This is a genomic window from Curtobacterium sp. C2H10 (assembly GCF_025407985.1).
In the GTDB taxonomy this organism is placed as follows: domain Bacteria; phylum Actinomycetota; class Actinomycetes; order Actinomycetales; family Microbacteriaceae; genus Curtobacterium.
On sequence record NZ_JABXGF010000030.1, the window covers coordinates 1 to 20,445 of the forward strand.

The following is a 20,445-nucleotide window of genomic DNA, read 5'->3' on the forward strand; positions in this document are numbered from 1 at the left end:
CCCGGGCGCTGCCCGAAGCCGTTCGGACGGCCTGCCTGCCCGGGACCACCGGGACGCGGAGCGCCCGGACGGGGAGCACCCGGACGCGGCGGGGCCGGACGCGGGATGCCGTTGCCGCCACCGGCGCCGGCGGCGGGGCGCTGGCCCATGCCCTGGTTGGACGAGTACGGGTTGTTGCCCGGACGCGGCGGGCGCGAGCCCATGCCCTGGCTCGACGCGTAGGGGTTGTTGCCGGGGCGTGCGCCCGGCTTCGGGCCACCCGGCTTGGGGCCGGCTGCGGCACCGGGCTTCGGAGCGCCGCCGGGCTTGACGGCGTCGTCCTTCGGCTCGGCTGCTGCGTCGGGGCCGGCGTCGCCGGACTTCTCGGCAGCGGCCTTCTCGGCAGCGGCGGCCTTGCGAGCGGCCTCGGCCTCGGCCTGTCGCTGGGCGACGGACTTCGGGGCGGCCGGGGTCGGCACGTCGGCGGCGGGCGCCTGCACCTCGGGCTCGGGCTCGGGGGTGGGTGCCGGACGGGCCGGACCCGGGCGGGGGCCGCCGGGCTTCGGTGCGCCCGACTTCGGCGCCGCGGTCTTGGCGGGCGCGCTCGGGGTCTGTGCCGCAGCGGGCTTCGACGCCGAGGCGCCGTCAGCCTGCAGCGCAGCACGGAGCTTGCGCGCGACGGGGGGTTCGACACTGGAGCTCGGGCCCTTGACGAACTCGCCGAGTTCCTTGAGCTTCTCCATTGCGGTCTTGCTGTCGACACCGAGTTCGGATGCGATCTCGTGTACGCGTGGTTTTGCCACTGTTCTCCTTCACGGGTCCCACCCCGTGGAGGGGCAGGACTCAATGGATGACGGGTCTCATTTCGAGCCGCTCATCAGTTGTCCATAAGCCGTTCAGCCTGTTCTGTCATGTCCTGGTCGCGTGCCTGTGGTTCGGGGCGCCGGAGCGCTTCGAGGTAGTCACGCACCGCGGACGTGTCCGGTTCATGATCGAGCCGGAGCGCCCGGCGGTACGCCTTGCGCTTGACGGCCCGATCATGTGCTTCGACGGTCGGGGTGAGCCACGCTCCCCGCCCCGGCATGACTGCCTTCGGGTCCGCCACGACACGACCGTCGCTCAGGGCGACGACACGGAGGAGGGAGGACCGGGGAGCACGACGGCGACTGCCGATGCATGTTCTGACGGGAACCACCTTACTCCTCCCTCTCGACGACCGCGATCCGGCACGCCCGGACCGGACGTGCCACGAGCGAAACCGTCAGTCCTCGCCGTCCAGGATCGAGTCCGGCTGGATGTCGATCCGGGCGCCCGTGAGCTTCGCGGCGAGGCGGGCGTTCTGCCCTTCCTTGCCGATCGCGAGCGACAGCTGGTAGTCCGGCACGAGGGCGCGGACGGCCTTCGTCGAGGCGTCGAGCACGAAGGCGCTCGTCACCTTTGCCGGCGACAGGGCGCTGGCGACGAACGACGCCAGGTCGGACGAGTAGTCGACGATGTCGATCTTCTCGGCGCCGAGCTCCGTCGTCACGGCACGGACGCGGGCACCGAGCTCGCCGATGCACGCACCCTTCGCGTTCACACCGGGCTCGTTCGCCTTGACCGCGATCTTCGTGCGGTGGCCGGCCTCGCGCGCGAGGGAGGTGATCTCCACGACGCCGGACGCGATCTCCGGGACCTCGAGCGCGAACAGCTTGCGCACCAGGCCGGGGTGGGTGCGCGAGACCGTGATCTGCGGACCCTTCATGCCGCGGCCGACGCTCGTCACGTAGACGCGCAGCCGTGCACCGTGCTTGTAGTCCTCGCCGGGCACCTGCTCCTCCGGCGGCAGGATCGCCTCGACGGTGCCGAGGTCGACGTGCACCATCTTCGGGTTCGGGCCCTGCTGGACGATGCCCGCGACGATGTCGCCTTCCTTGCCGCGGAACTCGCCGAGGATCTTGTCGTCGCCGATGTCGCGCAGGCGCTGGTTGATGACCTGCTTGGCGGCGAACGCGGCGATGCGACCGAAGTCGCTGGGCTGGTCGACGGCCTCGCCGATCACGGTGCCCTCGTCGTCGCGCTCGGGCACGTAGACCGAGACCTCGCCCGACTTGCGGTCGAGCTCGACGCGGACGTCCGCGTCGACGGGCTCCTCGTTCTCGGTGCGGTGCTTCTGGTACGCCGTCAGGATGGCCTGTTCGATGATCTGGACGAGTTCGTCGAACGGGATCTCCCGCTCACGCTCCATGAGTCGCAGGACTGCGAGATCGATCTTCACCGAGGGCCTCCGTATTCAGATGAGTCGCTCCCGCGGATGGAACCGCGCGGAAGTCGGCGACCAGACTACCGCACTGCGGGTCACGGACCCGGCCGGACGACGGACGGGAGGGACGGTGCCAGCTGGCACCGTGCCTCCCGTCCGCCGTGTCGTCACGTCGAGGACGTGACCCGCTAGATCGCGCGGACCGCCTCGAGCAGCTCGGCGACCGGCACGTCGCGGCGTTCGCCGCTCGCCCGGTTCCACAGCTCGACGACGCCGTCGGCGGCGCCGCGGCCGGCGACGACGACGATCGGCATGCCGAGCAGCTCGGCGTCGCGCAGCTTCACCCCGGGCGAGACCTTCGGACGGTCGTCGTAGAGGACCTCGAACCGCTCACCCTCGAGCTCGGCGACGATCGACGTGGCCAGGTCGTAGGCGACCTCGTCCTTGCCGGTCGCGACGACGTGCACGTCGAACGGTGCGACGTTCTTCGGCCAGGCGAGGCCCTTCTCGTCGTTGTGCGCCTCGGCGAGGATCGCGAGGATGCGCGTCACGCCGATGCCGTACGAGCCCATCGTGACCGTGGCGAGCTTGCCGTTCTCGTCCTGCACCTTGAGGCCGAGCGCCTCGGCGTACTTGCGGCCGAGCTGGAAGACGTGGCCGATCTCCATGCCGCGCGCGGTCTCGAGCGGGCCGGAGCCGTCGGGGGCCGGATCACCGGCACGGACGTCGGACACCTCGGCGACGCCGTCGGCCACGAAGTCACGACCGGCGACGAGGCCGGAGACGTGCACGCCGCGCTCGTTCGCGCCCGTGATCCACGCGGTGCCGTCGACCACGCGGGGGTCGACGAAGTAGCGGATGCCCGTCGTGCTCTCGGCACCGAGGACCTGCGGGCCGATGTAGCCCTTGACCAGGCCCGTGTGCTTGCGGAAGTCGTCGTCACCGGCGGGCTCGACCTCGGCCGGGGCGAAGGCCACCTCGGCGCGCTTCAGGTCGACGTCGCGGTCACCCGGGAGCCCGACGACGACGATCTCGCGCGTGCCGTCGAGGTGCGTCAGGGCGAGCACGACGTTCTTCAGCGTGTCGGCGGCCGTCCAGGGGGCGCCGTCGCGCGGTGCGATCTCGTTCGCGTGCGCCACGAGCGTCTCGATCGTCGGGGTGTCCGACGCGGGCAGGAGCACGGGTTCGGGCTGCCCTTCGATCGGCAGGGCGTCCGGCACCGGGGTGACGTAGGCCTCGACGTTGGCCGCGTAGCCGCCGGCACTGCGGACGAAGGTGTCCTCGCCGACGCCGATCGGGTGCAGGAACTCCTCGGACTTCGACCCGCCCATCGCGCCGGCGTCCGCCTTGACGATGACGTACTCGAGACCGAGTCGGGCGAAGATCTTCTCGTAGGCGTCGCGCATGACCTGGTAGCTGCGCTCGAGGCCCTCGTCGGTGAGGTCGAACGAGTACGCGTCCTTCATGGTGAACTCGCGGCCGCGCAGGAGTCCGGCGCGGGGGCGTGCCTCGTCGCGGTACTTGTCCTGGATCTGGAACAGCGTGACGGGAAGGTCCTTGTACGAGCCGTACAGGTCCTTCACCAGGAGCGCGAACATCTCCTCGTGCGTGGGCGCGAGCAGGTAGTCGGCACCCTTGCGGTCCTGCAGGCGGAACATGCCGTCGCCGTACTCGGTCCAGCGGTTCGTCGCCTCGTACGGCTCGCGCGGCAGGAGCGCCGGGAGCAGGACCTCCTGCGCGCCGGCGGCGACCATCTCGTCGCGGATGATCGCCTCGATGCGGGCGCGGACCTTCAGACCGAGCGGCAACCACGCGAAGATCCCCGGGGACTGGCGACGGACGTAGCCGGCGCGGACGAGGAGCTTCGCGCTCGTCACCTCGGCGTCGGAGGGGTCGTCGCGGAGCGTACGGAGGAACAGATGCGAAAGCCGTGTGACCACGGGGCAAGCCTAGCGGCGCGTGGGAGTGGGTGCGGCGGGCGTCTGCGGTCGGGAGGCGCGGTGCGGGCTGGCACCGCGCCTCCCGTCCTGCGTTCGGTCCGGTGTGCGGCACTTCGTGAGCAGAAGAGGTCGGGTGCGTTCGCGCGACCCGACCTCTTCTGCTCACAAAAGCGCTGCGGGCGCTGCGCGCCCGCGCCCGCGCGCGCGCGCCTACGACGTGACGACGAGCGGCTTGCCGGTGCCGGCCGCCGGCCCCATCTCGTCGGCGAGACGGTTCGCCTCGGTGATCAGGGTCTCGACGATCTCGGCTTCCGGAACCGTCTTGATGACCTCGCCCTTGACGAAGATCTGCCCCTTGCCGTTGCCGGACGCGACGCCGAGGTCGGCCTCACGCGCCTCGCCCGGGCCGTTCACGACACAGCCCATGACGGCGACGCGGAGCGGCACGGTCATGCCCTCGAGCCCCTTCGTCACGTCGTTCGCCAGCTGGTAGACGTCGACCTGGGCCCGGCCGCAGCTGGGGCACGAGACGATCTCGAGCTTGCGCTCGCGGAGGTTGAGCGACTGCAGGATCTGCAGGCCGACCTTGACCTCTTGCGCGGGCGGGGCGGAGAGGGACACACGGATGGTGTCGCCGATGCCCTCGGCCAGCAGGATGCCGAACGCCGTGGCGCTCTTGATGGTGCCCTGGAACTCCGGGCCGGCCTCGGTCACGCCGAGGTGCAGCGGCCAGTCCCCCGCCGCGGCGAGCTGCCGGTAGGCCTTCACCATGACGATCGGGTCGTTGTGCTTGACCGAGATCTTGAAGTCGTGGAAGTCGTGCTCCTCGAACAGGGAGGCTTCCCACACGGCGGACTCGACGAGCGCCTCGGGCGTGGCCTTGCCGTACTTCTGCAGCAGGCTCGGCTCGAGGGAACCGGCGTTGACGCCGATGCGGAGCGAGACGCCGGCGTCCTTCGCGGCCTTGGCGATGGCGCCGACCTGATCGTCGAACTTCCGGATGTTGCCCGGGTTCACGCGGACCGCGGCGCACCCGGCGTCGATGGCCTGGAAGACGTACTTCGGCTGGAAGTGGATGTCGGCGATCACCGGGATCTGCGACTTCTTCGCGATGATCGGCAGCGCGTCGGCGTCGTCCTGGCTCGGCACCGCCACGCGGACGATGTCGCAACCGGACGCCGTGAGCTCGGCGATCTGCTGGAGGGTCGCGTTGATGTTCGTCGTCGGCGTCGTGGTCATCGACTGGACGGACACCGGCGCGTCGCCGCCCACGAGCACCTTGCCGACCCGGATCTGCCGGGACTTGCGGCGCGGGCTCAGGGTTTCGGGGACTTTCGGCAGACCGAGGTTCACTGCAGGCACGAGGTGCACTCTACGCGCTCCCGGTGACGCCCAGCCCCGCGCACGCGTGATGCTCAGATGACGGTGATGAGCGGCGCGTAGAGCCGCATCGCCGCGAGGGCGCGCTCGTGGTCCTCGTCGCTCGCCCCGGCGCACGCGTCCGCCACGACGGTCACCGTCGCGCCGGCGTCCGCGGCCGCCAGCGCGGTCGACAGGACGCAGCAGTCGGTGGACACCCCGACCAGGACGAGGTGCGGGTGGTCACCGGTGACGGCCTGGAGGCGCGTCCCCCACTTGCCGAAGGTCGTCTCGGTGACGACGGGGTCGCGTCGGTCCGCCGCGGCGGTCGCGAACGGTTCGGTCAGGTCCCAGAGCGGATCGGTGTGCGGCACGAGCGCGAACGACCAGTCCCGGTAGTAGGGCACCCAGGCACCCCGCGGGTGCTCCGGAGCGACGAAGCGGGTGAACACCGTGCGGCCGGTGAACCGCGGGAGCAGGCGCTCGATCCCGGCGGCGGCGTGGTCGAAGCGCCCGGTGGCCCAGGGGCTCTCGCCCGTGAAGACCTCCTGCATGTCGACGACGACGAGCCACGCGTCCTCCGGTACCCCGGCGACGGCGGCCTCGACCGCGCTCATGCCTGCTCCTGCCGGCGGACCGAGCCGCGGGCGAACAGCAGGGTGCCGAGGAACCCGACGACGAGCGCCACGAGCACCCCGAGGTTCGCGTACGCCCAAGCGCCGGTTCGCCCGCCGAGACCGAACGGCTCGAGCAGGTACCCCTGCCAGTTGAGCCAGGACGGCACGCCGTACGTGTTCGTCACCAGGCCCCAGCCGAGCGCGGTCCCCACGACGACGAGGCCGACGGCGAGCCAGCGCACGTCGCCGTACCGGCCACGGCGGTCCTCGAGCTCCCGCTCGGCGTACGGAGCCCGGCGGATCACGACGTCGGCGACGAAGATCCCGCACCACGCGGCGATCGGCACGCCGAGCGTCACGAGGAACGCCTGGAACGGCTGGATGAACGAGTCGGCGAAGAACACCACGTAGACGGCGCCCGCCACCATGAACACGCCGTCGACCCCGGCCGCGACGGGCCTCGGGATGCGGATGCCGGCGCTCAGCAGAGCCAGTCCGGAGCTGTAGATGTCGAGCACCGCACCGCCGACGAGTCCGAGGACCGCGACGAGGGCGAACGGGATGAGGAACCACACCGGCAGCACGGTCGTCAGCGCACCGATCGGGTCGGCGGCGATCGCCGTGTTGAGGTCCTTCGACGAGCCGGCGAGCAGGACGCCGAGCACGACGAGCACGATCGGCGCGAGCGCCCCGCCGAACGTGGTCCACCAGACGACCCCGCGGGTCGAGGCCGACCGTGGCAGGTAGCGCGAGTAGTCCGCGGCGGCGTTCACCCAACCGAGGCCGAACCCGGTCATCACGAGCACGAGGGCGCCGACGACGTTCTGCGCGCTCCCGGCCGGCAGCGCGGCGATCGCACCGAGGTCGATCGAGGGCAGCGCGAGCACCACGTAGACGATCGTCAGCACCGCGGTGATGACCGTGATCCACGTCTGCAGTCGCATGATCACGTCGAACCCGGCGATGCCCGCACCGACGACGAGTGCGGCGACGACCACGAGTGCGACGAGCTTCGTCAGGACACCGCCGTCCCACCCGAGCTCCCGGAACACCGTCGACGTGGCCAGGACCGCCGCCGACGCGAGCGCGGTCTCCCACCCGACGGTGAGGATCCAGCTGAGGAACGCCGGCAGCCGGTTCCCCCGGACGCCGAACGCCGCGCGGCCGAGCACCATCGTCGGTGCCGAGCCCCGTTTGCCGGCGATGGCGACGATCCCGCACAGCAGGAACGAGAACGCGACCCCGATGACGGAGACGATCGTGGCCTGCCAGAAGGAGATGCCGAACCCGAGGACGAACGAGCCGTACGACAGGCCGAGCACCGAGATGTTCGCGGCGAACCACGGCCAGAAGAGGTCCCTCGGACGTCCCTTCCGGTCGGACTCGGCGATGACGTCGGTGCCCTGCCGCTCGACCGTGCGGACTTCCGGAGCTGTGCTCATGTGCGAAAGCGTAGTGCGCGGCCGAGACCTCGTCGCTACCCGAACAGGTTCACGGGGCGCACGATGTCGGCGTAGATGAGCAGGGCGCTCATGCCGGCGAGCAGGACCACGACGACCATCGTCAGCGGCATCGTCTTCGCGAGGTCGATCGGCCCCGGGTCCGCCTTGCCGACCAGCGTGAAGGAGCGGCGCTTCACGGCCTCCCACAGGGCGCCGGCGATGTGGCCGCCGTCCAGCGGCAGGAGCGGCACCATGTTCAGGACGAACAGGCCGATGTTCAGCGAGGCGAGCAGTCCGAGGATCGTGTACGCCTTGTCGACCACCGGCACGCCGCTCATCGACGAGACCTCGCCGATCGCGCGGCCGACGCCGACGACCGACACCGGGCTGTCCTGCGACCGCTCCTGCGAGCCGAACGCCGCGTTCCACACCGCGACGAGCCGCTGCGGCAGGTCGATGATGAGGTGCGCCGACGCCGAGATCTGCGCCCCGGTGGCCGGCAGCACCGCGGCCGGCGACTGCCGGACGAGCGACTGGCCGATGCTCACGCCGACGACGCCGACCTGCTGTGTCTTCGTGCTGCCGTCGTCGTTCTTCGCGACCGTGCCGTCGGCGGTGTAGACGTCCCGCGTGGCGGTCGTCGGCGTGATGTGCAGCGTCTTCTCGGCCCCGTCGCGGGACACCACGACGGTGACGTCCTCGCCGGCGGACCGCTGGAAGACCTCGGAGACCTGGGCGATCGTCGGGTCCTGCTTCCCGTCGACCGAGAGCACGACGTCGCCCGACCGGATGCCGGCCTGCTTCGCCGGCGACACGGCGTCCCCGGAGGTGCACGTCGTCGCCTGGCTCGTCGGCAGCACGCAGTCGACGCTCGACGTGAACGTGGTCGTCGGCGCACCGAACCCGACGAGCAGCACCCCGAACAGCACGATGCCGATCACGAGGTTCATCGCCGGACCAGCGACCATCACGATGATCCGCTTCCACGGGGTCAACCGGTAGAACGCACGCGAGTCGTCGCCGCCGGAGTCCGCGATCTGCTCGGCGCTCGCCTGCCGTGCGTCCTGCACGAAGGCGCCGTACATGCCCGTGTTCGTGATCGCACTCGGTCGCCCGGACGCCCGCGGCTTGAGCATGCCGACCATCGAGATGTAGCCGCCGAGCAGGATCGGGCGGATGCCGTACTCGGTCTCGCCCCGCCTGAACGACCATATCGCCTTGCCGAAGCCGAGTGAGTACTGGGTCACCTTGACGTTGAACAGCTTCGCGAAGGACAGGTGCCCCAGCTCGTGGAGTCCGATCGAGACCAGCAGGCCGATGATGAAGACGACCACGCCGAGGACGAAGAGCAGGACGGTTTCGACGGTCACCGGGAAAGGGTACGGGACGGTTCCCATGACCGAGCCGAGCGCACCCTGGGAGGTGCGCCGCGCCTCCTGGACCGCCCGGTCCGTCTGCTCCCGCAGCCGTGCTGACGGACGGGAGGCGCGACTCGCCTCAGCGGGACAGCATGCGGTCGGCCGCGGTGCGCGCCCAGCGCTCCGCTGCCAGCACGCCCTCGAGGGAGGGCTCCCCCGCCGTGTGCTCGTCGACCACGCGCTCGACCGTGTCGACGATGTCGAGGAACCCGATCGCTCCCGCGTGGAACGCGGCCACGGCCTGCTCGTTCGCCGCGTTGAACACGGCCGGGAACGTGCCCCCGAGCTGCCCGACGCGCTTCGCGAGGGCGACCGCACCGAAGGCCTCGTCGTCGAGGGGCTCGAACGTCCAGGTGCTCGCCGTCGTCCAGTCGAGCGGCACCCCGACGCCCGGGACCCGGTCGGGCCACGCGAGACCGAGGGCGATGGGCAGCCGCATGTCCGGCGGCGACGCCTGTGCGATCGTCGAGCCGTCGATGAACTCGACCATCGAGTGCACGATCGACTGCGCGTGGACCGTCACGTCGATGCGGTCGTAGGGGACGCCGAAGAGCAGGTGGGCCTCGATGACCTCGAGGCCCTTGTTGACGAGCGTCGCGGAGTTCGTCGTGACCACGAGGCCCATGTCCCACGTCGGGTGGGCGAGCGCCTCGGCCGGGGTGACGTCCGTGAGGTCCGCGCGCGATCGCCCGCGGAACGGGCCGCCGCTCGCGGTGAGCACGAGCCGGCGGACCTCGTCCGTCGTGCCGGAGCGGAGCGCCTGGGCGATGGCGGAGTGCTCGCTGTCGACCGGGACGATCTGGCCGGGTGCAGCGGCGGCCTGCACGAGCGGGCCGCCCACGATGAGGCTCTCCTTGTTCGCCAGCGCCAGCGTGGCGCCGGACTCGAGCGCGGCCAGGGTGGGGCCGAGGCCGACCGACCCGGTGATGCCGTTGAGGACGACGTCGGCCTCGACGCTGCGGACCAGGCGTTCGGTGTCCGCGGTGCCGAAGGCGGTGTCACGGACGCCGAAGCGTGCGGCCTGCTCGGCGACCACGGCGCGGTTGCTGCCGGCGGTGAGGCCGACGACCTCGAAGCGGTCGGGGTTGCGGGCGACGACGTCGAGTGCCTGGGTGCCGATCGAGCCGGTGCTGCCGAGGATCGCGATGCGCCGCTTCTGGCGCACGGTCAGCCCTTGGCGAGGATGTCGACGACGAAGACGAGCGTGGCGTTCTTCGGGATGCCCGAGCCCTCCTGCGGGTTCGCGCCGTAGCCGTCCTCCGGCGTGACGACGATGAGGACCTGCGAGCCGACCTTCTGGCCGACCAGCCCGGTCACGAAGCCCTTGATGAGCGAGCCCTCGGAGATGGTGAAGGTCGTCGGGACGCCCTTCGACCAGGAGGAGTCGAACTCCTTGCCGGTGTCGTAGACGACGCCCTTGTACTGCACGAGTGCGGTGTCGCCGTCGGCGATGACGTCGCCGGTGCCCTGCTTGATGACCTCGGGCGTGGTCTTCGACGGTGCCGCGACGCCCTTGGGGATGGTGATCTCCGGCTCGCCGTCCGCCTTGTCCTGCACGGTCGGGAGCTTCGGGTCCTGCTCCTGGGCCTTCCCGGTGGCCTTCGTCGGGGTCTGCGCCACGACGTCGGCGACGACGACGATCTCGCCGCCGGTGTTGAAGCCGAGCGCCGACGACTGACCGACCGCCGCGATGCGGTCACCGACCTTCGAGCACGCCAGGAGGGCGCCGAAGCCCGAACCGCCCACCGAGAGGACCTGCGGGTTGCCCTGGTCGAAGCCGACCGTGCCGAGCTTCTTCGCGTCCGACGCCTGGTACACGCTGTACGAGACCTGCGCGTAGTCGCCCTCGTCCAGCGAGGCACCCTTGCCGCGCACGACCGTGCTCGCCTGGGGCTTGCTCGCCGTGAGGCCGCCCGTGAACTTCACCGTCGGTGCCGTGCTGCCGCCGAACGCACCGGACACCGTGATCGCCTTCGACGCCGAACCCGGGTCGGGGCAGGACGTGATGGCCGCGGCGGTCGCGCTCGACGACGCACTCGGGGTGGCGGTCGAGTCGCTCGACCCGGATCCGGAGCACGCGGCGAGTCCCAGCACGACGGCGGGGACGAGGGCGATCGGGAGGAGACGCAGACGCTTCACGAGGACCTAGTCTGCCGCACGGACCTTGGTGTGCGGGACGTGGTGCACAGGAAAGGCCACCGAGCGTGCGATGAAACAGAGGCTGTTCGCGGTGGCGTGGGCGGCCTCGGCGTCGGCGACGCGGTCCGCCTCGAGGATGGTGACCACCGGGTGCAGCGTCGCCTCGGTGAGCTCCCCGGAGCCGTCGCGGTTGAGGTTGAGGCTGGCCGTGGCGCGGTCCTCGTAGTCGACGACGGTGAAGCCCTCGGTCACGGCGACGTGGAGGTAGCTCAGCATGTGGCACTGAGCGAGGGACGCGACGACGAGCTCCTCGGGGTTCCAGCGGTCGCGGTCCCCGCGGAACGTCGGGTCGGCGGAGCCCTCGATGTCGTGCTTGCCCGCGGCGCGGACGTCGTGGTCGCGCCCGTAGTCGCGGTAGCCGCTCGTTCCGGTGCCGCGGTCGCCGGTCCAGTGGACGGAGACCTCGTAGGAGTGGTCGGACACGGTGGGCTCCTCGAAGATCAGTACGATTGCGGCATGACGGTGCTCTCCGACGTCCACACTGACCGCCATCCTCTCACCGCCGAGGGGTCGGTCGAACTGGCGGTCCTCGACCGCAACGGGTTCGACGAGAGCCGACACGTCGGTGCCGGGGTCGTCGTCGCCGCGGACGGCACCGTGATCGACGCCGTCGGTGACGTGCAGGCCAGCGTCTACCCCCGCTCCACGATGAAGCCCTTCCAGGCGCTCGCGGTCCGCCGTGCCGGAGCCGTGTTCTCCGACGAGGAGCTCGTCCTCACCACCGCGAGCCACGCCGGCACCCCCGCGCACCAGGCCATCGCGCTGCACATGCTCGAGTCGTACGACCACGTCGAGTCGGACCTCGGCTGCCCGCCGGACATGCCGTTCGACCGCGCCACCGCCCGCACCATGACCGAGCCGAGGCGCCTCGCGATGAACTGCTCCGGCAAGCACGCGGGCATGCTCGCGGCGTGCCGAGTGAACGGCTGGGACGAGGAGACCTACCTCGAGATGGCGCACCCGCTGCAGCAGCGCGTCCGCGAGACCGTCGAGGAGTTCACCCACGAGACCGTCGACGTCGTCGGGACCGACGGGTGTGGGGCCCCGGTGTTCCCCCTGACGCTTGCCGGACTCGCCCGCGGCTTCGCCGGTGTCGTCGCGCGGGCCGAGTCCGACACGGCAGCGCTCACCGATGCGGTGCTCGACCACCCCTGGGCCATCGACGGCATCGGACGGGCGAACACGGTGACGATCGAACGACTCCGGGTGCTGGCGAAGCTCGGTGCCGAGGGCGTCATGGTGATGGGGCTGCCCGGTGGTGCAGCGGTCGCGGTCAAGACCCTCGACGGCGCGCAGCGGTCCGGGACGCTCGCGGCCCTCACGCTGCTCGAACGCAACGGCATCGTGGACGCGGCGGGGGTCGCGGACGTCATGGCGGCCACGGGCGAGCAGGTGCTCGGTGGCGGAGTGCCGGTGGGGACGCTGCGGGCGGGGTCCGGGCTGCGCTGAGGGCAGGTTCGCGGGGTGTCCCTGTGCCGGGGTCATCCGGGTTCGTCCTGCAGTTGCGGGAGTGCCGGTGCCACGGGGGTACCCCGCCGTTCGTGCGGGTGTCGGACGGTGCATCCGTGGCGGGTGACCTCGACGGCGACGTCCCAGTGCCGGGGCAGGACGCTGAGGCCGGGTACGAGGACCACGGTCGTGCGGGTCGGCGGGCACGCCCGGTCCGGGCGCTCGGGGTTCGCTGCGCGGGCTGGGCCGTTCGGGCTCCCTGCGCGGTCGGAGTCGTCGGGGCTCGCTGCGCTGGCTGGGCGGTCGGGGCTCGCTGCGCGGGGTGGGCGCTCGGGGCTCGCTGTGTGGGCTGGGCGGTCGACCACGACGGCGGCCGTGCCGGAGGGCATCGCCGGGCAGTGATCGGCCCCCGCAGCCACCACCGCGCGCGCTTCGGGACCGCACGCGGCTCGGACCTCGTCGTCCGGACCAGCCGCGGCACGGACCTGCGCCGCGACGGCTCGGAACACCGCCAGCGCGAGCACGCCGGACCCGATCACGACGATGTGGGGCCGCGAGCGGTCGTCGACGGCGAGCTCACGGCCGGTGGACGCCGTGCCGAGGACGATGGGCCGCCGGTGCGTCCCCGTCCCGACGGTCTCGTCCTCGGCGCCCGGCGGTCCGGACGACGTCGGCACCAGGACCGCCACGTCCGCCACGTCCGCCCCGCACTCGGTGCCGCGGGAGCGACGGACCCTGGTCGCGCGGACCACGAGGACGTCGAGCACCGCGCAACACCCCGCCGCGCCGAGGAGCACCCCGCGCGACGGCCACTCGACCGGCACGACGAGGCCCACCACGAGCAGCACCACCGCTGCGCCCACCAGGGTGCAGCGGGCGGTGAAGGGGGTCATGCCTCCAGAGCACCACACGACCCCGCGGCCACCGACGCTCAGCCACCGAACTGTGGAGAGCGCTGACGATCACACCGCTGTGGAGGACTCCCCCACCGTCACTGCACGAGGAAGAACTGCTCCCCGATGTCCACCCGCGCGCCGCGCTCGACCCGGTACCGGCGGCCCGGCTCGCAGCGACGGATCGACCCGTCGATGTGCCGGACGACGGTGCCGTTGCCCGAGAACCGGTCGGACACCCACAGGTCGTCGCCGTCGCGCCCGAGCTCGAGGTGGGTCTTCGACACGGACTTGCCCGGGTCGTGGACGGTCAGCAGGTCGTCGAACCGTTCCCCGGGCTGGGGGCGCGGGAGTCGTCCGACGAGGCCGGTGCCGTGCACGCCGAAGCGCTCACCGGTGCTGAAGTGCAGCACGAAGGGTGCGTGGGTCGGGGTCGCGGAGACGATGCGGGTCTCGTCGACGTCGTCCTCGAGGTCGCCGTCGGCGCTCGTCGGAGCGTCGATCGTCGACGGTGCCGGGCGCGCGGCGTCGTCCACCCCGGGCAGCGGCGGGAGCGGCGGGAGCGGCGCGGCCATCGGTACTCCGATCGCGCCGCTGTCCTGTGCTGAGGGTGCGGAGGACGGGACGGTCGCGGAACCGGGAGCGGGCGGGACGAAGGGTGTGCCGACGGCTGGTGACTCGGGCTCCGGGGCCGCGTGCAGACCGCGCGGTCGGGGCGGGGTGTCGCTGGCGGGTGCACCGTCGCCGCCACCGTTCACCCACGAGGGGAGGACACCGGCGGAGCCCTCAGCGCCCTCGGAGCCCGCGGCGCCGTCGTCGGCGACCGCAGGCTCCGGCAGCGCATCGTCGTCACGCACGACGTCCGGAGCAGCGTCGTCGTCGGTGAGCTCGTCGTCTGGAGCCTCAACCGCGTCGTCGGGAGTCTCGGCGGCGTCGTCCGCCGCCCAGTCGGGTCGGTCCATCGGGAGCGGCACGATGGGTCCGGTGAACGCCGCGGTCACGGCGGGCCGCACGGCGCCGCACTCGGCACAGAAGATGTCGTCGGGCTCGAGACGGTGCCCGCACACGTGGCACGTCGTCGCCTGCGAGCCCGGAGTGACCAGCGGCGCCGGGCGCGGCGGGCGTCGGTCGACCAAGGGCTCGACGACCGCGGTGTCACCGGGCTGCGGCGGGGAGACGACCGCGTCCGGAGCACCGGCGGTGTCGGGAGTCGCGTCGGCGGCGTCCGCAGCGGAGTCGTTCGCAGCCGTGGATCGTCCGACCCACCACGAGGGCCCGGACGGCGCCGGTGCAGCGGCCTGCTCTGCTGGCGGCGCCCAGCGCTGGGCGGCTGGGCGCTCGGCGATGCGGGTGACCTCGGGGTCATCTCCCTCTGGCGAAGTGGAGACCGAGACGGCGTTCGGGTCCGCCGCGTCGGCGTCGGACGGGTACGCGTCCGGGTCGAGCGGCGGCTCGGACGGCTGCGGGGTGAACGGCACCTCGGGCGCGCGCGGAGCGATCGGCTCGTCGAGCTGCGAGGGCTGCGAGGGCTCCGACGGACGAGCAGGCTCCGACGGGCCGACCCCACCCGGCTGCTGCCCGGACCAGTCGGTGAGCCCGGAGCCGCTCCCGTGCACGTGGCTCGGTGCCGTCCGGGGCGTGAAGTCGTCGGGATGCTCGACCGGCACGGCCGCGGGCTGCTGCTCGCCACCACGCTCCGCGCCCGTCAGCCAGGCACGGGTCGCGGGGTCGAGGGTCGATTCGGGCAGCCAGGCCTCGGCCGCCGGGTCCTGGCGGCGTCCGTGCAGGTCCGGCTGCTGGAGCGGCGGCGGCGGTGCCTGCTCGACGGGGGGCGTCGCGACCGGGCGCCGACTCGCCGCAGCGGTCACGGCGCGTCCGCACTCACCGCAGAAGATGGCTCCGTCCGGGAGCGTCGATCCGCAGTGTTCGCATCTGATCACGTGTTCCGCCTGTCCTCACTCGGCCGTCCACGACGCTCGCCGGCCTGCACGCCATCGTAGTCGCGCCCTCCAGCGGCTCCCTGGCCACCTGTGGAGCGTCGGCCCCGGGCGGTCACCGCGGAGGCGACCGATGCCCGCGCAGACCGGGTGGCGTCGACGACACGGAGCGAGCGCAGGGACACCGCCGCGCGGATCCGTTCCTTGCGGGTCCGACCGGCCCGCAGGCTCGTGATCGCGTCGTCCGCCGCCGACCACATCCGGTCGGCAGCGGTGCCGTCGGCCTCGCTCGGCCCGAAGACGGACCGGTCGGCCAACGCCGCGAGTCCGGTGCCGCCCTCCCCCGGAGCTCCCACGACGGCCTCGCGGCGGGTCGCCGCCCGAGCGACGTCGTGACCCCGGTCGACCAGGGCGTCGCGGTACTCGTCCCACGCCCCGACGATCCGGGCGCGTGGCGTCGGGGCTCGGCGCCGGCGACGACGACGGATCCGCTTGAGCAGCACGATGACGCCGAACGGCAGCAGCACGAGCGCGGCGAGCCCCAGCACCCCGAGCGCCCACGGCAGCACGGCGAGCAGGATCTGCAACCAGAGCGGCTGCACCGGCGGCGTGTTGCGGTCGCTCTGCGGCGGCGCCTGCTGCGACTGGTCCTGCTGCTCCGCCGGGGGCGGCGGCACGACCGTCTCCGGGCGCGTGACCGGCTGCGGCGTCTGCTGCTGCTCGTCCGGGATCTCACGGACGGCGGGGTTCGGGTCGATCATGACCCACCCCCACTGCGCCGTGTCGACCTCGACCCGCGCGGTGACGTCGGACCCGCGGAACGTCGTCGTCCCGCCCGAAGTCGCGCTCCGGCCCGCTCCGCCGCCCGCGTCGCCGCCGGCGGTGAACCCCATGACCACGCGCGCCGGGAAGCCGAGCTGGTCCGCCATCAGCGCCGCAGCGGCGGCGTACTGCTCCTGGTCGCCGATCATCAGCGGCGACGTCAGGAGTTCCTGGATGCGATCGGCACCGTGCCCGGAACGACTCGCTCGGTCGTCGCCGACGCCGTGGCTGACGTACCCGTTGCGCTTGAGCGCCTGCACCATCGCCACGAGCTTGGCGCCGTCGGTGTCGGCATCGCCGGCGGAGGCGTCCACCGTGTCCCGCACCGCGTCGGGGACCGACCGCGGCGTCGGCACCGAGGCGCTCCCCGGGCGTGCGGACGCGAGCTGCTCGTCCGTCGGTTGGTCCGGCACGACGGCGGTCAGGTCGTACCGGGTGCCGTCACGGACGCCACCGACGACCGCTCCGGTCGCGGTGGAGCCGTTGTAGAAGAACGCGCCGCGCTCCTTCTCGGCGCCGGACCCGGTGAACTCGACCCGCTCGAGGTCGCCCACCGTCGGCAGCCACACCCCGCTGTACCCGTCGACCCGGACGCCGACGCGCACGGTCGTCCCCTCGACGCCCCGGACGTCGACCGAGGTCGGGACGCGCTCGAAGGTCCCGGACGCCGTCGATCCGTCCGACCCGCCGACGCGGTAGACGACCCCGTCGTAGGTGTCGAGCGTCGCGATCCGGACGAACCCGTTCTCCGGCAGCCCGGTGACCGTGAGCTGCGGCGTGTTCGACGCGGTGTCCTCCTCGTAGGCGCGGAAGCCGCTGAGCGGACTGACGTAGTCCCGCGGGTCGAACGGCTTCGCCACGTCGGTCCGGGCGACGGTCCGGGCGACGGACGGCGGAGCGACGAGCCCCAGTCCGGTCGCGACGACCGCCGCGGCGACGATGGTCCCCGTCCCGACGAGCGCCGGCCGGATCACCGAACGCGCCACCGGCACGCGGGACCCGATGGTCGTCGCGACGGCCACGGCACGCCGTGCGTGCCGCACCGTCAGCGCCCACACCAGCGCGATCCCGGTGAGCGCGACGGCCGTCACGATCGACGTGTCGAGCCGACCGGGTCCGACGACCACACCGGCCGCGAAGACCACCAGCGCCGGGATGCTGGCGAGTTCCTGCCTGGAGGCGCGGGTCGCCACGCTCACGCCGGTCACCGTGGCGACGAGCAACGTCGCGAAGTACGGCACGAGCAACGACTCGTAGGAGCCGACCGGCAGGCTGATGGTCACCAGCTGCTTCCAGCCGAGGGCGACGCCGGCGAACAGGTCGACGAGTCCTTGGCCGGTCGGCAGGATCCCGCTCGCCTCGCCCGGCACCGCTGCCGGCACGCCGGTGAGCGCGAACGCTGCGACCGTGGCGACGGCGACGACCGCGGTGGGCAGCCGGAACACCGTGCCCAGGAGCGCGACGAGCGTGCCGAACACCACCGCGGTGACGGCCGCGACGATCATCGCGTCGTCGCGGTAGACGGGCCACCAGGCGACGCTCGCGACGGCGAGGACCAGCCACACCGCGAGCGTGCCACCCACGAGCCGGAAGGGCGAGAGGCGGCGAGCGACACGGCGGGCATCGCGCCGGACCGTCTTCCGTGCCCGGGTGTCCGGGCCCGCTGCGACGCTCATGCGGCCGACGCCGATCGGTGCAGCGCGTGGCGGAGGTCGTCGAGGTAGCCGATCGTCATCACCGTCAGGCCCGCCACACGCAGGAACCGGGGCTGAGCCTCGGGCTCGCAGATCACGGCGACGACCTCGACGCCGACCGGGAACCGCGTCGCGGCGAGTCGCAGCGCCGGCAGCTCGACCGTCGAGCCCACCACCAGGAAGGCCACGGAGATGCCCGCGGTGTCGGTGCCGACGATGCGCGCGACCTCGGCGATCGGCAGGCAGGCGTCGGCGAGTCCGACGGACGCGAAGTCGTCGAGCAGGCGGGTGGGCGTCACGGTGGGCAGCGGGTGCACGGCGTACACGGGGCGCTTGGCGAACTCCGGCGTCCGCTCCGACACCACCACGGTGACCTCGCGGCCGTCGCGGATCGCGCGTGCGCCGAGCGACGCTGCCGCGCTCACCGCGAGCTCGAACTCCTCGTCGTCGGCGAACTCGGCACGCGAGAGGCCGAGGGCCACAACGAGGTGCGACCGCCGGGTGTCCTCGAACTGCCGCACCATCAGCGCACCGGACTTCGCCGTGGACTTCCAGTGGATCGTGCGGGGGTCGTCACCGGGCATGTACTCCCGGATGGCGTGGAAGGCGATGTCGGACGGCGACAGGTCGGTCGTCGCCTGCCCCTCGAGGTCCCGCACCAGGCCGGTGCTCGTCGACGGGATCGCGATCGTCCGCGGGTGCACGATGACCTGCTCCCGGGCCGTCCAGACGATCTCGCGCCGGACCAGGCCGACCGGGTCCGCTCGCACACCGGTCACCGGACCGACGTCGAGCACGCCGCGCCGCACCGTCGGCACCGGGACCTCGCGCTCGAAGGTGCCCCGCGGGCCGATCGACGGGATCGCCACGTCCACCAGCCCGGACCCGACCGGCACCTCGACCGTCGTCGGGACCGAAGGGAACCGCACCGGGTTCTCCGCCGTGACCACCACGCCGGCGGCATCGCCCACCGCCACCCGGTGCTGCGGCAGGCGCATCCGGATCACGAGCCGCGAACGACCGATGAGCGCGACCGCAGCGACGACGACGAGGAGCGCCCCCGCGAAACCCACGACGACGACCTCGCGCAGGCCGAACCGGTAGCCGAGCACGAACGCGACCAGCGTGAGCGCCGCGACCGTCCACCCGAGGCCTGTGACCACGGACGAGACCTCTGCCCACCCATGCTTGACGAGCCTCCAGGCCGTCGACCAGGCCCTGGCGAGACCGACGACCGCGTCCGCTGCCACGCCGTCACGGTCGCCCACCAGGCGCGTCCGGACGTTCGTGAGGCCGGCGACCGTCCCGGTGCGCTCGTAGGCCGTCGAGCCGCGACGCGACCGCGTCGACGACAGACGGCGCGAGCGCGTCGAGACGGGCCGGCGGTCGGTCACGACCCGGCCCGGTCCGCCGGCGGCGGGGTCTCGACCAGCAGCTGTGCGATGACGCTCGTGGCGCTGACGCCGTCGAACTCGGCCTCGGCGTCGAGGACCAGACGGTGCGCGAGGATCGGCACCGCGAGTGCCTTCACGTCGTCCGGCGTGACGTAGTGGCGACCGGCCAACGCCGCGAAGACGCGGGAGGCGCGCATCAGGCCCATCGCACCGCGGACGCTGACGCCGAGCCGGACCTCGCTCGCCGAGCGGGTGGCGTCGACAAGTCGGGCCACGTAGTCGGCGATCACCGGGTCGACGTGGACCGAGCGCGCCAACGTCGCCATCTCGGTGATCGTCGCCGCGGGCACGACACTCGCGAGCGGCACCGAACTCGACGGCGCCGACGACGTCTCGAGGATCTTCACCGTCGCGGCGTGGTCCGGGTACCCGATCGACGCCTTCATGAGGAAACGGTCGAGCTGGGCCTCCGGCAGGCGGTACGTGCCGGCCTGCTCGACGGGGTTCTGGGTCGCGATCACCATGAACGGCGCCGCGAGTCGGTGGTTCACGCCGTCGACCGTGACGGCGGACTCCTCCATCGCCTCGAGCAGGGCCGACTGGGTCTTCGGGCTCGCACGGTTGATCTCGTCAGCCAGCACGATGTTCGAGAAGATCGGGCCCCGGTGGAAGTCGAACTCCTGGGTCTTCTGGTCGTAGACGCTGATGCCCGTGATGTCGCCCGGCAGCAGGTCCGGCGTGAACTGGATGCGGTTCGTCGAGCCCTGCACACTCTGGGCCATCGCCCGCGCCAGGCTCGTCTTGCCCGTGCCGGGGACGTCCTCGAGCAGGAGGTGCCCCTCGCTGAGCATCGCCGTGACCGCGAGGCGGATCACGAACGTCTTCCCGAGGAGCACCTGCTCGACGTTGGTCACGATGCGGCCTGCGACGTCGGCGAACCAGGTGGCCTGCTCCGGGGTCATGCTCATGCGGTGTCGTTCCTCGTTCTCGGGGATGGTCAGTTGCCGTCGGGGGAAGTGATCGGGCGAGCGCTACTGGGCAGCGTAGGGCGTGTCCCGTG

The 20,445-nt window shown here is 72.2% G+C and carries 17 protein-coding genes and 1 pseudogene; 1 reads left to right on the forward strand and 17 read right to left on the reverse strand.

Features of this window, described 5'->3' with window-relative positions:
* The 11 genes from HWD93_RS11895 to HWD93_RS11945 all read right to left on the reverse strand — a co-directional run.
* Positions 1-782 (reverse strand): translation initiation factor IF-2 N-terminal domain-containing protein (locus HWD93_RS11895; RefSeq protein ID WP_261646934.1); only part of this gene is annotated, 782 nt, incomplete at its 3' end.
* A gap of 74 nt (positions 783-856) precedes the next feature.
* On the reverse strand, positions 857-1,174 hold the full coding sequence (locus tag HWD93_RS11900) for a YlxR family protein (protein WP_083403468.1): 318 nt from the start codon (positions 1,172-1,174) through the stop codon (positions 857-859).
* 66 nt (positions 1,175-1,240) lie between these two features.
* The gene (nusA, locus tag HWD93_RS11905; protein ID WP_070416270.1) at positions 1,241-2,236 is read right to left on the reverse strand and encodes a transcription termination factor NusA; all 996 of its coding nucleotides are present in this window, start codon (positions 2,234-2,236) and stop codon (positions 1,241-1,243) included.
* Positions 2,237-2,409: 173 nt separating this feature from the next.
* Positions 2,410-4,161, reverse strand: coding sequence for a proline--tRNA ligase (locus tag HWD93_RS11910; RefSeq protein WP_071296257.1), 1,752 nt, complete (start codon positions 4,159-4,161; stop codon positions 2,410-2,412).
* A 210-nt stretch (positions 4,162-4,371) separates the two neighbouring features.
* Positions 4,372-5,502 (reverse strand): flavodoxin-dependent (E)-4-hydroxy-3-methylbut-2-enyl-diphosphate synthase, encoded by a 1,131-nt coding sequence (gene ispG, locus HWD93_RS11915; protein ID WP_070419067.1) that lies wholly within the window; start codon positions 5,500-5,502, stop codon positions 4,372-4,374.
* A gap of 74 nt (positions 5,503-5,576) precedes the next feature.
* Positions 5,577-6,137: a cysteine hydrolase family protein gene (locus HWD93_RS11920; protein ID WP_261646935.1), complete on the reverse strand. Its 561-nt coding sequence runs from the start codon at positions 6,135-6,137 to the stop codon at positions 5,577-5,579.
* Positions 6,134-7,579: a cytosine permease gene (locus tag HWD93_RS11925; RefSeq protein ID WP_092386971.1), complete on the reverse strand. Its 1,446-nt coding sequence runs from the start codon at positions 7,577-7,579 to the stop codon at positions 6,134-6,136. The genes HWD93_RS11920 and HWD93_RS11925 overlap by 4 nt, the downstream gene beginning before the upstream one ends.
* 35 nt (positions 7,580-7,614) lie before the next feature.
* A complete protein-coding gene (locus HWD93_RS11930; protein WP_175496072.1) occupies positions 7,615-8,949 on the reverse strand; it encodes an RIP metalloprotease in 1,335 nt (444 codons plus the stop codon).
* A gap of 127 nt (positions 8,950-9,076) precedes the next feature.
* Positions 9,077-10,162, reverse strand: a complete 1,086-nt coding sequence (dxr, locus tag HWD93_RS11935; RefSeq protein ID WP_261646936.1) for a 1-deoxy-D-xylulose-5-phosphate reductoisomerase — start codon at positions 10,160-10,162, stop codon at positions 9,077-9,079.
* 2 nt (positions 10,163-10,164) lie between these two features.
* Complete coding sequence (locus HWD93_RS11940; protein WP_261646937.1) at positions 10,165-11,136, reverse strand: FKBP-type peptidyl-prolyl cis-trans isomerase; 972 nt, start codon at positions 11,134-11,136, stop codon at positions 10,165-10,167.
* A gap of 6 nt (positions 11,137-11,142) precedes the next feature.
* Positions 11,143-11,619, reverse strand: a complete 477-nt coding sequence (locus HWD93_RS11945; protein WP_254789568.1) for an OsmC family protein — start codon at positions 11,617-11,619, stop codon at positions 11,143-11,145.
* Positions 11,620-11,652: 33 nt separating this feature from the next.
* Between HWD93_RS11945 and HWD93_RS11950 the strand changes: the two genes are divergently transcribed.
* The gene (locus HWD93_RS11950; protein ID WP_071296251.1) at positions 11,653-12,645 is read left to right on the forward strand and encodes an asparaginase; all 993 of its coding nucleotides are present in this window, start codon (positions 11,653-11,655) and stop codon (positions 12,643-12,645) included.
* 32 nt (positions 12,646-12,677) lie between these two features.
* On the opposite strand, the gene HWD93_RS11955 is transcribed toward HWD93_RS11950, so the two are convergent.
* From HWD93_RS11955 to HWD93_RS11975, 6 genes and pseudogenes are all read right to left on the reverse strand, one after another.
* Positions 12,678-13,538 carry a hypothetical protein gene (locus HWD93_RS11955; protein ID WP_261646938.1) on the reverse strand — a complete coding sequence of 287 codons (861 nt, stop codon included), beginning with the start codon at positions 13,536-13,538 and terminating at the stop codon, positions 12,678-12,680.
* A gap of 98 nt (positions 13,539-13,636) precedes the next feature.
* Complete coding sequence (locus HWD93_RS19515) at positions 13,637-15,406, reverse strand: FHA domain-containing protein (protein ID WP_261646939.1); 1,770 nt, start codon at positions 15,404-15,406, stop codon at positions 13,637-13,639.
* 3 nt (positions 15,407-15,409) lie between these two features.
* A pseudogene (locus HWD93_RS19635) lies at positions 15,410-15,478 on the reverse strand (zinc-ribbon domain-containing protein); the annotation flags it as partial.
* Positions 15,475-17,973, reverse strand: coding sequence for a DUF3488 domain-containing protein (locus HWD93_RS11965; RefSeq protein WP_261646940.1), 2,499 nt, complete (start codon positions 17,971-17,973; stop codon positions 15,475-15,477). The pseudogene HWD93_RS19635 and the gene HWD93_RS11965, both read right to left, overlap by 4 nt.
* Complete coding sequence (locus HWD93_RS11970) at positions 17,970-19,385, reverse strand: DUF58 domain-containing protein (protein WP_261646941.1); 1,416 nt, start codon at positions 19,383-19,385, stop codon at positions 17,970-17,972. Before HWD93_RS11970 ends, HWD93_RS11965 begins: the two co-directional genes overlap by 4 nt.
* The gene (locus HWD93_RS11975) at positions 19,382-20,353 is read right to left on the reverse strand and encodes a MoxR family ATPase (RefSeq protein WP_070416281.1); all 972 of its coding nucleotides are present in this window, start codon (positions 20,351-20,353) and stop codon (positions 19,382-19,384) included. Before HWD93_RS11975 ends, HWD93_RS11970 begins: the two co-directional genes overlap by 4 nt.
* Positions 20,354-20,445: the final 92 nt, after the last annotated feature.

Excerpts from the sequence above, each read along its gene's own strand:
- HWD93_RS11975 (WP_070416281.1), bottom strand. The coding sequence starts at position 20,353 with ATGAGCATGACCCCGGAGCAGGCCACCTGGTTCGCCGACGTCGCAGGC.
- HWD93_RS11955 (WP_261646938.1), bottom strand. The coding sequence starts at position 13,538 with ATGACCCCCTTCACCGCCCGCTGCACCCTGGTGGGCGCAGCGGTGGTG.
- HWD93_RS11950 (WP_071296251.1), top strand. The coding sequence starts at position 11,653 with ATGACGGTGCTCTCCGACGTCCACACTGACCGCCATCCTCTCACCGCC.
- HWD93_RS11965 (WP_261646940.1), bottom strand. The coding sequence starts at position 17,973 with ATGAGCGTCGCAGCGGGCCCGGACACCCGGGCACGGAAGACGGTCCGG.
- HWD93_RS11920 (WP_261646935.1), bottom strand. The coding sequence starts at position 6,137 with ATGAGCGCGGTCGAGGCCGCCGTCGCCGGGGTACCGGAGGACGCGTGG.
- HWD93_RS11925 (WP_092386971.1), bottom strand. The coding sequence starts at position 7,579 with ATGAGCACAGCTCCGGAAGTCCGCACGGTCGAGCGGCAGGGCACCGAC.